Consider the following 12,596-nt stretch of genomic DNA (forward strand, 5'->3'; position numbering starts at 1 on the left):
ACCCCTGTGGATAACTCTCGGGCGGCGAGGTTATCCACAGCTTCGGGCGGGCGTTCGCGCGTTGTCAGTGGCATCGGGTTGCATGGGGGTATGAGCAACGAAGATCTGCGTGCCGCAGCCGACGCCGTCCTGACCCGCCTCGTCGGGGATCCCGGCGGCGAGGCCAGGCTGCGCGAGGATCAGTGGCGAGCCATCGAGGCGCTGGTCGCCGACCATCGCCGCGCGCTGGTCGTCCAGCGCACGGGCTGGGGCAAGTCCGCGGTCTATTTCGTCGCGACGGCGCTGCTGCGCGAGCGCGGCAGCGGACCGACGGTGATCGTCTCCCCGCTGCTCGCGCTGATGCGCAATCAGGTCGAGGCAGCCGCGCGGGCGGGCATCCGCGCCCGCACGATCAACTCCGCCAACACCGAGGAGTGGGACACCGTCCAGGCCGAGGTGGCGGCGGGCGACGTGGATGTCCTGCTGGTCAGCCCGGAGCGGCTCAACAACCCCGACTTCCGCGATCAGGTGCTGCCCAAGCTCGCGGCGGCGACCGGTCTGCTGGTGGTCGACGAAGCGCACTGCATCTCCGACTGGGGCCATGATTTCCGGCCGGACTACCGGCGGCTGCGCACCATGCTCGCCGACCTCCCTCCCGGTGTGCCGGTGCTCGCCACCACCGCCACGGCCAACGCGCGGGTGACCGCCGATGTCGCCGAACAGCTCGGCACGGGCGAGGGCTCCACCGAGGCGCTGGTGCTGAGGGGGCCGCTGGACCGGGAGAGCCTGAGTCTGGCTGTCCTCCCGCTGCCGGACGCCGCGCACCGGCTCGCCTGGCTTGCCGATCATCTGCACGAGCTGCCGGGCTCGGGGATCATCTACACGCTCACCGTTGCCGCCGCCGAGGAGGTCACCGCCTTCCTGCGCCAGCGGGGGCACACGGTCTCCTCGTACACCGGCAAGACGGAGAATGCCGACCGCCAGCAGGCCGAGGACGATCTGCTCGCCAACCGCGTCAAGGCGCTGGTGGCGACCTCGGCGCTGGGCATGGGCTTCGACAAACCCGACCTGGGTTTCGTGGTGCACATGGGCTCGCCGTCGTCCCCCATTGCCTACTACCAGCAGGTGGGCCGGGCCGGGCGCGGTGTCAAGCACGCCGAGGTGCTGCTGCTGCCCGGGCGGGAGGACGAGGCCATCTGGAAGTACTTTGCCTCACTGGCTTTTCCGCCCGAGGAGCAGGTGCGGCGGACCCTGGACGTTCTGGCGGCCGCCGGCCGCCCGGTGTCGCTGCCGGCTCTGGAACCACAGGTCGAACTACGCCGCTCGCGCCTGGAGATCATGCTCAAGGTGCTCGATGTGGACGGCGCCGTGCAGCGCGTCAAGGGCGGCTGGACCTCCACCGGCCGGCCGTGGTCGTACGACGCCGAGCGCTATGCGTGGGTGTCTCGCCAGCGCGAGGCCGAGCAGCAGGCCATGCGGGAGTACGCCACCACGACGGGCTGCCGGATGGAGTTCCTGCGGCGGCAGTTGGACGACGAGGCGGCCGTGGCGTGCGGCCGCTGCGACAACTGTGCCGGGGCACGGTTCACCACCGAGGTGTCCGCCGCATCGCTGGATGCCGCGCGCGGTGAGCTGGGGCGGCCCGGGGTGGAGGTGGAGCCGCGGCGGATGTGGCCGACGGGGCTGCCGGCCGTCGGTGTCGATCTCAAGGGGCGTATCCCGGCAGGTGAGCTGGCGGCGACCGGCCGCGCCCTGGGCCGTCTCTCCGACATCGGGTGGGGCAACCGTCTCCGGCCGATGCTCGCGGCGCAGGCACCGGACGGCCCGGTCCCCGACGATGTGGCGGCCGCAGTGGTCACCGTGCTCGCCGACTGGGCCAAGGGACCCGGTGGTTGGGCCTCGGGGGCGGCGGATGCCCCGGCCCGCCCGGTGGGTGTCGTCGCGCTCTCCTCGCACAGCCGCCCGCAGCTGATCCGGTCGCTGGCCGAGCGGATCGCCACGGTCGGCCGCATGCCGTTCCTGGGCACGGTGACCTCGGTGGACGACGGTGCCGACGGCAGGATTCCGCGCAGTAACAGTGCCCAGCGGCTGCGGGCGCTGCACGGTTCACTGGGCGTTCCGCCGGAGCTGGCGCAGGCACTGGCGTCGGCGGCCGGCCCCGTGCTGTTGGTGGACGACTACGCCGATACCGGCTGGACACTGGCCGTTGCCGCCCGGCTGCTGCGCAGAGCTGGGGCAGCGGAGGTGTTTCCGCTGGTCCTGGCCGTGCAGGGCTAGGTGCGGACGGCATTGTCCCGATGCGGCCGCGAGCAGGGACATTTACCCCTCGCCGGGCGGTTCCGGTCGTGGGCGGGAATTGCTCGTTGCCGCATGCCGGTGCGGCCGCAAGAATTGGAGTTGCTTCCCCGTACCGGCCGTCCGTGGCCAGGCAGGGCCATGCCGTGGTGCGTACCCGTGCACGGTTGGCCACCGCCCGAGATACGGACGCGTAGACGATGGGAGGAACGTGTCCTTCGGCTTCGCCCCGCACCCGCAGGTGTCCCCGCCTCCGTCCGCCGACTCCGCCGCCCGACTGGGCCGGATGCTGGAACCCGCCGAATGGGCCTCGGCCGGTATTCCCTTGCTCCGCAATCCCCGTGAGGTGGTCACCGGCCTGCACGACCGCCATCGGCCGGTGCCGTTGACGGCCATCGTCGCGGTGCTCGACACCCATGAGCGGGTGACGGCCAGCGCCTCCTTCACCGAGCTCACGGCCGCCCCCGACGGCTGGGAGTTCCGCAATGTCCTGCTGGCTCATCTGCGCCGGGTCATCCCGCACGACCTGCGGCTGCGCGCCCCGGTCCGGACCGCCGTGCTGCTCTACTGCCGTGAGGGCGAACCCCTTTGGACGGAGACGGACGGGGCATGGATGTGGGGACTGCGTGACGCCTGCACCCTGCACGGGCTCCGCTGCGGGGCGTACATCACGCTGACCCCGGATCGCTGGCAGGTGCTGGGAGAGGGCCGGGGCGGGCGCCGCCCCAGGCCGCCGTCCGTGAACGAACCGGTCATGGAATCACGCCGTACAGCGGCCGGGTCCCGGGAGAAACGTCGCACCACGACGCCTGCGGATGCGCCGCACACGGCCGCGGATCCGCCCACCGCCCGCGGCCGGCCGGGGGCGCGGCGCGCGGGAGGCGGCGCCCCGGAAGCTCATCGGCACACAGCAGCACGCTGAGCGGACCAGCGGACATACATCCGGCGTCCGGCGGCCCTGGCTTCCGTCAGGTGGCGGAAACCGGGGGCACCTCACCGGGCGTTCCGGTACACACGGCAGTCTCCCCACGGGCGCTCCGGCCCCCACGGCAGGGCTCACCCGCTCGGCGTGCCGGTACCCAGCAGAAGACGGACCACCTCGACCGGTACAGCCGCAGCCCTCCCCAGGCGACGTGCCGGGCATCCGGAACCCCGTCCGATCTCGTCCGGCGGGAACGCAAGCGAGCCCGACGGCCTTGGGGGGCCGACGGGCTGTTGCGAACCGGCAGGGTCAGGCGGGTGCGCCGAGAACGGTGTTGATCCGCTGCGGGTCGCCGCAGACGATCAGCAGCGCTCCGGCACGGGCCATCGCCGCGGGCAGCGCCTGCGCGGTGACCTCGTCCGTACCGCCGTTGACGGCGACGACCACCACGGGCCGGCCGGTGGCACGCCCGGCCCCGGCGTCCGCGTAGAACACGTCGTCCGCGGCGTCGTGTTGGGCCCAGTAGGACGCTTCGCCGAAGGACAGCTCATGCGCGGCCCACGGGTGCGTTTCTCCGGTGGTCAGCACCAGGATCTCGCCCGGCGCACGCCCGGAGTCCAGCAGCAGGTCGACGGCCTCGTCGGCGGCGTCGACCGCACCGGCGGCAGGTGCCGGGATCAGCTGGAGCTGTGCTTCCGCGGCGGTGCCGGCCTTGTCGGCGGGCGGCGGCTGCGGGGAGCTGGTGCGCTGCGCCGGCGGAGCGGCGACAGGCCCACGCGGCGGGGCAGCAGGTCCGGGCTTGCCCGGACGGACACTGGCCGCGGGAGCGCCACGCGGCGGCGCGGGGCGGGGACCGGGACCAGGAACGGGACGGGGGGTCGACGCGGTGCGGCCGGCGGCCGGAGTTGCGCGGGGACCCGGGACACTCTCGTGAATCTGAGGCTCCTCGGGGATGAGAGGCATAAAGGGATGTCTATCAAACGTAAGTGCGGAACACGTCATCGGGTACCGAATTGATGTCCGTACCGCTCAGAAATCGAAGCCGAGTTGGCCACCGGCTTCCAGAGCGGCTGCTTCGGGGGTGATGCGCACCTTCTTCAGATGCCGCCAGCGGGGCAGGGCATCCATGTAGGACCACGACACTCGGTGGTGCGGCGTAGGACCGTACTCCTCCAGGGCAATGCGATGGGTCGGCGAGGGGTAGCCTGCGTTGGCCGCGAAGTCGAAGTCGGCGTACACCAGGCCCAGTTCGGCCATCATCGCGTCGCGTCGCACCTTGGCGATCACGGACGCGGCGGCGACCGCGATACAGGACTGGTCGCCCTTGATGACCGTGCGGACCCGCCATGGCGCGCCCAGGTAGTCGTGCTTGCCGTCGAGAATGATCGCGTCCGGCCGGACCGGCAGCGCCTCCAGGGCGCGTACGGCCGCGAGCCGCAGGGCTGCGGTCATGCCCAGTTCGTCGATCTCCTCCGGCGAGGAGTGCCCCAGGGCGTACGACGTGACCCACGTGCCGAGCACATCACACAGTTCGGTGCGGCGCTTGGGGGTCAGAAGCTTGGAATCGGTGAGTCCGTCGGGTGGCCGGCGCAGGCCGGTGATGGCTGCGCAGACGCTGACCGGACCGGCCCACGCTCCGCGCCCGACCTCGTCGATACCTGCAACGATCTTGGCGCCCGTCGTGGCGCGCAACGATCGCTCGACGGAATGGGTGGGGGGCTCGTACGGCATGGCGCCAGCAAGGTTACGCCTATTCGGCTCAGCCGTCCGCACCGGATCCCCACCTGGTGGCAATCGGTGTGGGCGATGGAGGGAGCGGCTGGTGAACAGGACCCCTCGGTTCCGCTACCGAGGGGTATATGCAAGCAGGCCGAGGCCAGGCGCGGCCGCCACGGGACGCCACCGCCCCCGCTGCCCGAGCGGGACCGTGCGGGGTGAAGTCGCCGCCCGGAAACGCCGTTTGGAGGACGTCGGTAAGCGGGCGGCGCACGGACGCGGACGAGTCGCAGCGAGGCGGGGAGGCCGGCCGTGAGACGGAGCGAAGTGATCAGTCGGCGAGGACGGGCGTCCAGGACGGGAGCGGTTCGGTGCCGTCCAGCCACGCCTCGGGCGGGTTGCCGTCGCGGCCGGCCGCGACGATGCCGCCGACGATGGCGCAGGTGGTGTCCACATCGCCGCCCGCCTGAGCGGTGGTCCAAAACGCCCGCTCATAGTTGCCCAGATGCCGGGCCGCGGCCCAGAGGGTGAACGGCACGGTGTCGTGGGCACTGGTGCGCCGCCCGCAGCCCAGAACGGCGGCGACGGTGCCGGAGTCGGCGTAGTCGAGCATGTCCCTGGCCCGGCGCAGTCCGGCTTGTACGGCGCTGCGCGGGATCAGCTCCAGCACGCCGTCCAGCAGCTGTTCGGGACCGGTGTCACGGCTCGGGTCGGCCGCCAGGGCGGCAGCGGCAGCGACGGCCATGGCGCCGACGACGGCCTCACGGTGCTGGTGGGTGGTGTAGGCGGAGATCTCCGCCTGGTGGGTGGCCTGCTCGGGGTCGTCGGCGTACCAGGCACCGAGGGGAGCGATGCGCATGGCCGCTCCGTTGCCCCACGAACCCTGGCCGTTGAAGAGCCCCGACGCCAGCTCGCGCCAGTCGCCGCCCTCGCGAATCAGCCGCAGCATGCGGTTGACTGCCGGACCGTAGCCACGGTCGAAGTCATGGTGGTCGGCGAAGGAGCGCGCGAGTGCGTCCTGGTCGACCCGGCCATGGGCAGTGAGCACGGCCAGGACGGAACAGGCCATCTCGGTGTCGTCGGTCCACTGCCAGGGAGAAGGAGGCAGTGTGCGGCGCTTGAGCGAGGGGTAATGGGCGGGCACGAAGAACTGGGATCCGAGCGCATCACCCACGGAAAGGCCGCGCAAGCTCGCCAGAGCTCGCGCACAGCGGTCTGCGTCACGGTGGTCGGGGTTCATCGCTGTGCACTCTAACCGGTGACGCCATAAGGCTCGGGTACACACCAGCGCGCGAACGGCCGGTCAAGGGTGTAGCGACCGTCCGGGCCGAGCAACAAGGTGCGCCACTCCGCGTTGCCCGGATTGGACAGCGACTCGAAGTCGGCCACCGTCCAGTGGAACCAGCGCATACAGAACAGCCGCATGGTGAGACCGTGCGTGACGATGAGGACGTTCGGCGGGTGATCCGGGTCCTCGAAACTGCGCCACAGGCTCTCCAGGAACGCCCCGACCCGGTCGTAGACATCCGCACCGGACTCGCCTTGGGCGAAGCGGTAGAAGAAGTGGCCGTAGGCGTCGCGGTAGGCCTTCTGCCGTCGTACGTCGTCGCGGTCCTGCCAGTTCCCCCAGTCCTGCTCGCGCAGCCGGGGCTCCTCGCGCACCCGGACCCTGGCCGGGTCGAGGCCGAGCGCGCGGAAGGTCTGGTGGGTGCGGCGGTAGGGCGAGACATAGCCGGAGATCCGTTCCTCACCGAACATCTCGCGCAGCGGACCACCGGCCTCCTTCGCCTGCCCCAGCCCGGTCTCGGTGAGGGCGAGCGCATGATCTGGCTCCCGCTCGTACACGGTGTCGTCGACATTTCCCGCCGACTCTCCGTGGCGGATGAGGACGATGCGCCGGGGCCGAGCCATGCCGCCAGCCTAAATCTCCCGCTTTGCGCCTGCCGCACACGACCGAACGGCAACAGCAGGGCGGTCAGCTCCACCACCACCCCGGCAAGACCGCCGCTGCACGCAGCGAGCAGGAGCCGCCCACAGGACCGGGCGGTGTCGCGTACGGAGATCCGAGCGGACATTCTCCCTCCCCCACACAAACGCAACCTTCGTCGCATTACGATGAGGGTGGCACACTGATCCAGCTAACGCAAGAGGAGTTGCAATTGTCTGACGAGACGGTGCCCGAGAACCGGCGCGAGACCGACGATCCCCCGCCCACCCCTGGCACCCGACGCCCCGGCGGCCGCACGGCCCGCACCCGCGCCGCCGTCCGCGACGCCGTGCTGGCCGGACTCACCGAGCACGGCTATCCGGGCCTCACCGTCGAATACGTCGCGGAACACTCCGGCGTACACAAAACGACGCTCTACCGGCGATGGAAGGACGTCGAGGGGCTGGTGGCGGACGCCCTCGACCTTGCCGGCGAGGACAGCTGGGTCCCGCCCGACACCGGATCCCTGGCGGGCGATCTGCACGCTCTGGCGCGCGAGGTCGTCGCTTCCTTCACCGACCCGGCGGTGGCCGCATCGGGCTCCGCGATGATCGCCGCCGCCTTCCAGTCGGAGCGGGCGGCCGTGGCGCTGCGTGACTACTACGCCGAGCGATTCGCGCGCTGCGAGGTCCTTGTCGAACGCGCCGTCCGACGCGGCGAATTGCCGGCGGCCCCGCGCACCGTGCCGGCCACCCCGGACACCGCGCAGTCGGACACGGCCCCGCCCGGCCCCGCCTCCCCCACCGCTCCGGACAGCGCCATCGACGCCGGCGCACTCGTCCGTTCCGTCTCCGCTCCGCTCTTCTTCCGCCTGTTCATCACCCGGGAGCCGGTGGACGACTCCGTCGCCGACCAGGCCGTGGCCGCCACCCTGGCCGCCGCCCGCGCCGGGGCGTTCACCACCGGCACCACGATCGGCACATCCCTCGGCACATCCCTCGGCGCATCACCCGGCGGGGCCCCCTGACCGCGCCGTCCCTCACACCGTCCACGACGGTTCGAGCTGCACCACATCGCCCGCGATCGCCCGGACATCCGCGGCTATCTGGGCCCGCAGCGCCAGCCGCTCCACCCGTTCAGGCCGGTACTTCCCCCGCTCGGCCGCCGACTGCCACAGCGACAGCACCAAGAACTCCTCCCCCGGAGCCCGCCCCAGCATCCCCCGCAGCATTCCCGGCGAACCCGCCATCGCGGGGTTCCAGACCTTCTCCTGCATCAGCATGAAGTGCTCGACCCGGTCCTGGTGCACCTGGCAGTGCGCCAGCCTCAGCACATCCACATCGCCGAACGACGGGCGGAATCCCACCTTCACATCAAACTCGTGCTCGAACAGCCGCACTTGGGCGTCCTTGTAGGTGCCGACCTGGGCGGCCGCCAGCCGGTCGTGCGAGCGCGCCATGAAGGAGTCGTAAAAGGCCCGGCTCTCCCAGAAGGCCACCAGATGCGCGACGCCCGGCCGCCCCCGGCTCCATCCACCGCCCTGCCCTCGAAATCCCGGCTCACCCAGCAGCCCCGCCCATTTCCGCTGCCCCCGTTCGAACCCTCGACGGTCCACAACGGTGAGGCGAATCCACTTGACCAGCACCGCGCCATCGTACGGCCCAGGAGCGGGGCGGGATCACTGCGCGTCACATTCCGACCGGCCCGAACTTCCTTACGGTCACGGGTCGATCGCCGTCAGTGCCGCACCGCCGAAGCTCCACCGCCTCGTCCGTCCCCGGGGCTGCCTCCGGACGCCTCCGAACGGGCGGGCGCACCGAACCGCCCTGTGCTCTCCCTCTCCCACAGCGCGCTTCCCTCTCCCACAGCGCGCCGCCCTAGCTCACAGGGCGTTTTCCAGCCACCCGAAACCGAGGCAAAGCACAGGTGACCAGGGCCAGTTCACTCCGCGCGGGTGCCTCCCGGCGTGGCACGATGGTCAGTCAACGGGAAATCCCGGGAAGGGGGCCGCAGGCCCGCGCGGGCCTGCGCCGCGTCCCCGGGAGATGACGGGAGGAAGTCCGGTGAACACGTTCAACAAAGGGATCGAGAAGGTCGAGGTAACGCTCCAGTGGGATCCCAGCCCCCTCGGAACGCCGGACAATGACCTCGACATCGTCGCGGCGACCTATACGGCTGACGCACCGCACGGCGACCCGGCCTATCTGGTGCACTTCGACAGCCGGTCGCCCGACGGGACCATCACCCTCAACCGGGACAGCAGGACCGGCCAGGGCTTCGGCTCCGACGAGATCATGACCCTGGAGCTGGACCGGCTGTCCGACACCTACACCCGGGTGATCGTGGGGGTGGCCATCCAGCAGGGCGAGGGCCGCAAGGTCTTCGGCGACATACAGAACACGGTCGTACGGATCCGCGAGGGCTACACCGATCTGGCCGAGAACGACTTCACCGAGGTCGCGGGTGCCACCGCGGCGACGGTGGCCGAATTCACCCGGGACGAGACGGGGCAGTGGCGCCTTCGCGCGGCGCTCCGGGGATTCGACACCGACCCGGACGGGTTTGCCTCACTGATGGGCCGCTAACGGGGAGCGGCACCGGAACCGGAGCGAGAACCCGCGCAGGAACCTCGGCACGAGCGGGAGCACGAACCGCAGCACGAAGGGGAGGGGACCGGCCGGAGCCGGTCCCCTCCCCTTCTGCCTCGGACCGCTCAGCCCGGATGCTGCCTCGGACCGCTCAGCCCGAGGCGCGGGCTCGCGCGGAAGGGGAAACCCCCCACGCGGGCCCGCTCACGCTCAGCTGCAGCCGCTGGTCGACCCGCAGCCCTCGCACAGGTAGCAGCTGCCGGCCCGCTGCATCTTCGTCCCGCAGGAGAAGCACAGCGGCGCGTCGGCATTGATGCCCAGCTGCATCTCGACGAGTTCGGCGTTGGTGTGCGCCTGCTTGGGCGCAGGAACGGCGGCGTCCTCGACGACCTTCACCGCCGGGGTGGACTCGGTTGCCGGCTCCGTCCGCAGGGGCGCGGACTGGGCCAGACCCTCGACGTCCACCTCGTCCTCGGAGGGCTCGTACGAGCCGGTCTCCAGGTGGCGCTGGCGCTCCTCGACGGAGTGGATGCCGAGCGCCGAACGGGTCTCGAAGGGCAGGAAGTCCAGCGCCAGGCGGCGGAAGATGTAATCGACGATCGACTGCGCCATCCGCACGTCCGGGTCGTCCGTCATGCCGGCCGGCTCGAAGCGCATGTTGGTGAACTTCGAGACGTAGGTCTCCAGCGGCACGCCGTACTGGAGGCCGACGGACACCGCGATGGAGAAGGCGTCCATCATGCCCGCGAGGGTCGAGCCCTGCTTGGACATCTTCAGGAAGACCTCACCGAGACCGTCGTCCGGGTAGGAGTTGGCGGTCATGTAGCCCTCGGCGCCGCCGACCGTGAAGGAGGTGGTGATGCCGGGACGGCCCTTGGGGAGGCGCCTGCGCACCGGGCGGTACTCGACGACCTTCTTCTCGGCGACCGGCTCGGCCTTCTTCTCCTCCTCCTTCTTCTTGGCGGAGAGCGGCTGGCCGACCTTGCAGTTGTCGCGGTAGATCGCGAGCGCCTTCAGGCCGAGCTTCCAGCCCTGGAAGTAGACCTCCTCGATCTCCTCGACGGTGGCCGTCTCCGGGACGTTGACCGTCTTGGAGATCGCGCCGGAGAGGAAGGGCTGCGCGGCGGCCATCATGCGCACGTGGCCCATGGCGGAGATCGAGCGCACGCCCATGGCGCAGTCGAAGACCTCGTAGTGCTCGGTCTTCAGGGCCGGGGCGTCGACGACATTGCCGTGGTCGGCGATGTGGGCGACGATCGCCTCGACCTGCTCGGGCTGGTAGCCGAGCCGCTTGAGCGCCTTGGGGACCGTGTTGTTCACGATCTGCATGGAGCCGCCGCCGACCAGCTTCTTGAACTTGACCAGGGCCAGGTCCGGCTCGACGCCCGTGGTGTCGCAGTCCATCATCAGGCCGATGGTGCCGGTCGGGGCCAGCACGGAGGCCTGCGCGTTGCGGAAGCCGTTCTTCTCGCCGAGGCGCAGCACGTCCTGCCAGGCCTCGGTGGCCGCCGCCCACACCGGGGTGTCCAGGTCGTCCATCCGCACCGCGGTGCCGTTGGCGTCGGAGTGCTGCTTCATGACGCGCTTGTGGGCGTCCGCGTTACGGGCGTAGCCGTCGTACGGGCCGACGACCGCGGCCAGCTCGGCGGAGCGCTTGTAGGAGGTGCCCGTCATCAGAGAGGTGATGGCACCGGCCAGCGCGCGGCCGCCGTCGGAGTCGTAGGCGTGGCCGGTGGCCATCAGCAGGGCGCCGAGGTTGGCGTAGCCGATGCCCAGCTGGCGGTAGGCGCGGGTGGTCTCGCCGATCTTCTGGGTGGGGAAGTCGGCGAAGCAGATGGAGATGTCCATCGCGGTGATGACCAGCTCGACGACCTTGGCGAAGCGCTCGGCGTCGAAGGACTGGTTGCCCAGGTCGTCGTCGCGCAGGAACTTCAGCAGGTTGAGCGAGGCGAGGTTGCACGAGGAGTTGTCCAGGTGCATGTACTCGCTGCAGGGGTTGGACGCGGTGATCCGGCCCGACTCCGGCGAGGTGTGCCAGTGGTTGATGGTGTCGTCGTACTGGATGCCGGGGTCGGCGCAGGCCCATGCGGCGTCCGCCATCTTGCGGAAGAGCCCCTTGGCGTCGACCTCCTCGATGACCTCACCGGTCATCCGGCCGCGCAGCCCGAACTTCGAGCCGGTCTCGACGGCCTTCATGAACTCGTCGTTCACACGGACCGAGTTGTTGGCGTTCTGGTACTGGACGGACGTGATGTCGTCGCCGCCCAGGTCCATGTCGAAGCCCGCGTCGCGCAGTGCGCGGACCTTCTCCTCCTCCTTCACCTTGGTCTCGATGAAGGCCTCGACGTCCGGGTGGTCCACGTCCAGGACGACCATCTTGGCCGCGCGGCGGGTGGCGCCGCCCGACTTGATCGTTCCGGCGGACGCGTCGGCGCCGCGCATGAAGGAGACCGGGCCGGAGGCGTTGCCGCCGGAGGAGAGCAGCTCCTTGGAGGAGCGGATGCGGGAGAGGTTCAGGCCGGCGCCGGAGCCGCCCTTGAAGATCATCCCCTCTTCCTTGTACCAGTCGAGGATCGACTCCATGGAGTCGTCGACGGAGAGGATGAAGCAGGCGCTGACCTGCTGCGGCTGCTGGGTGCCGACGTTGAACCACACCGGCGAGTTGAAGCTGAAGACCTGGTGGAGCAGGGCGTACGCCAGCTCGTGCTCAAAGATCTCGGCGTCCGCCGGCGAGGCGAAGTAACCGTTCTCCTCGCCGCTCTTGCGGTACGTCTTGACCACCCGGTCGATGAGCTGCTTGAGGCTCGCCTCACGCGTCGGGGAGCCCACCGCACCACGGAAGTACTTGCTCGTGACGATATTGACCGCGTTCACCGACCAGAATTCGGGGAACTCGACGCCACGCTGCTCGAAGTTGACCGAGCCGTCGCGCCAGTTGGTCATGACGACGTCACGAGACGTCCACTCCACCTCGTCGTACGGATGCACGCCGGGTGTGGTGTGAATGCGCTCGATGCGCAGACCCTTGCTCGCCTTGCTGCCCTTGGCGCGGGAGCCTCGTGCCGGGCCGCTCGTCGTCTCTGTCATGCCGCCTCCCTGTATACGGGCAAACGCCCATATGTGCGCACTCATTCCGTGGCACGGTGTATGTCTTTCCGTACCGGGACGC

The 12,596-nt window shown here is 70.3% G+C and carries 10 protein-coding genes; 4 read left to right on the forward strand and 6 right to left on the reverse strand.

Annotation, left to right across the window (positions count from 1 at the left end; translation table 11 throughout):
• The first annotated feature begins 90 nt into the window (after window positions 1–90).
• Both ACGFR7_RS30120 and ACGFR7_RS30125 read left to right on the forward strand, forming a co-directional pair.
• The gene (locus ACGFR7_RS30120; RefSeq protein ID WP_393325305.1) at window positions 91–2,256 is read left to right on the forward strand and encodes a RecQ family ATP-dependent DNA helicase; all 2,166 of its coding nucleotides are present in this window, start codon (window positions 91–93) and stop codon (window positions 2,254–2,256) included.
• Between the two features lie 229 nt (window positions 2,257–2,485).
• Window positions 2,486–3,196: a hypothetical protein gene (locus ACGFR7_RS30125; protein ID WP_393325307.1), complete on the forward strand. Its 711-nt coding sequence runs from the start codon at window positions 2,486–2,488 to the stop codon at window positions 3,194–3,196.
• Between the two features lie 309 nt (window positions 3,197–3,505).
• Here the strand turns inward: ACGFR7_RS30125 and ACGFR7_RS30130 are convergent, their stop codons facing one another.
• From ACGFR7_RS30130 to ACGFR7_RS30145, 4 genes are all read right to left on the reverse strand, one after another.
• Complete coding sequence (locus tag ACGFR7_RS30130) at window positions 3,506–4,159, reverse strand: hypothetical protein (RefSeq protein ID WP_393325308.1); 654 nt, start codon at window positions 4,157–4,159, stop codon at window positions 3,506–3,508.
• A gap of 66 nt (window positions 4,160–4,225) precedes the next feature.
• A complete protein-coding gene (locus ACGFR7_RS30135; RefSeq protein WP_393325310.1) occupies window positions 4,226–4,927 on the reverse strand; it encodes a ribonuclease HII in 702 nt (233 codons plus the stop codon).
• Between the two features lie 316 nt (window positions 4,928–5,243).
• Complete coding sequence (locus ACGFR7_RS30140) at window positions 5,244–6,152, reverse strand: ADP-ribosylglycohydrolase family protein (RefSeq protein WP_393325311.1); 909 nt, start codon at window positions 6,150–6,152, stop codon at window positions 5,244–5,246.
• An 11-nt stretch (window positions 6,153–6,163) separates the two neighbouring features.
• A complete protein-coding gene (locus ACGFR7_RS30145) occupies window positions 6,164–6,823 on the reverse strand; it encodes a histidine phosphatase family protein (protein ID WP_393325312.1) in 660 nt (219 codons plus the stop codon).
• 248 nt (window positions 6,824–7,071) lie between these two features.
• Between ACGFR7_RS30145 and ACGFR7_RS30150 the strand changes: the two genes are divergently transcribed.
• On the forward strand, window positions 7,072–7,866 hold the full coding sequence (locus ACGFR7_RS30150; RefSeq protein WP_393325314.1) for a TetR/AcrR family transcriptional regulator C-terminal ligand-binding domain-containing protein: 795 nt from the start codon (window positions 7,072–7,074) through the stop codon (window positions 7,864–7,866).
• Window positions 7,867–7,878: 12 nt separating this feature from the next.
• Here ACGFR7_RS30150 and ACGFR7_RS30155 read toward each other — a convergent pair whose 3' ends face one another.
• On the reverse strand, window positions 7,879–8,484 hold the full coding sequence (locus ACGFR7_RS30155) for a YdbC family protein (RefSeq protein ID WP_393325316.1): 606 nt from the start codon (window positions 8,482–8,484) through the stop codon (window positions 7,879–7,881).
• A 418-nt stretch (window positions 8,485–8,902) separates the two neighbouring features.
• Between ACGFR7_RS30155 and ACGFR7_RS30160 the strand changes: the two genes are divergently transcribed.
• On the forward strand, window positions 8,903–9,424 hold the full coding sequence (locus ACGFR7_RS30160) for a TerD family protein (RefSeq protein WP_393325318.1): 522 nt from the start codon (window positions 8,903–8,905) through the stop codon (window positions 9,422–9,424).
• Between the two features lie 213 nt (window positions 9,425–9,637).
• On the opposite strand, the gene ACGFR7_RS30165 is transcribed toward ACGFR7_RS30160, so the two are convergent.
• Entirely contained in the window at window positions 9,638–12,514 is a 2,877-nt protein-coding gene (locus ACGFR7_RS30165; protein ID WP_393325319.1) for a vitamin B12-dependent ribonucleotide reductase, read from the reverse strand.
• Window positions 12,515–12,596 lie beyond the last annotated feature (82 nt).

Origin of the sequence: Streptomyces sp. NPDC048516 (genome assembly GCF_043199875.1) — a bacterium.
In the GTDB taxonomy this organism is placed as follows: domain Bacteria; phylum Actinomycetota; class Actinomycetes; order Streptomycetales; family Streptomycetaceae; genus Streptomyces.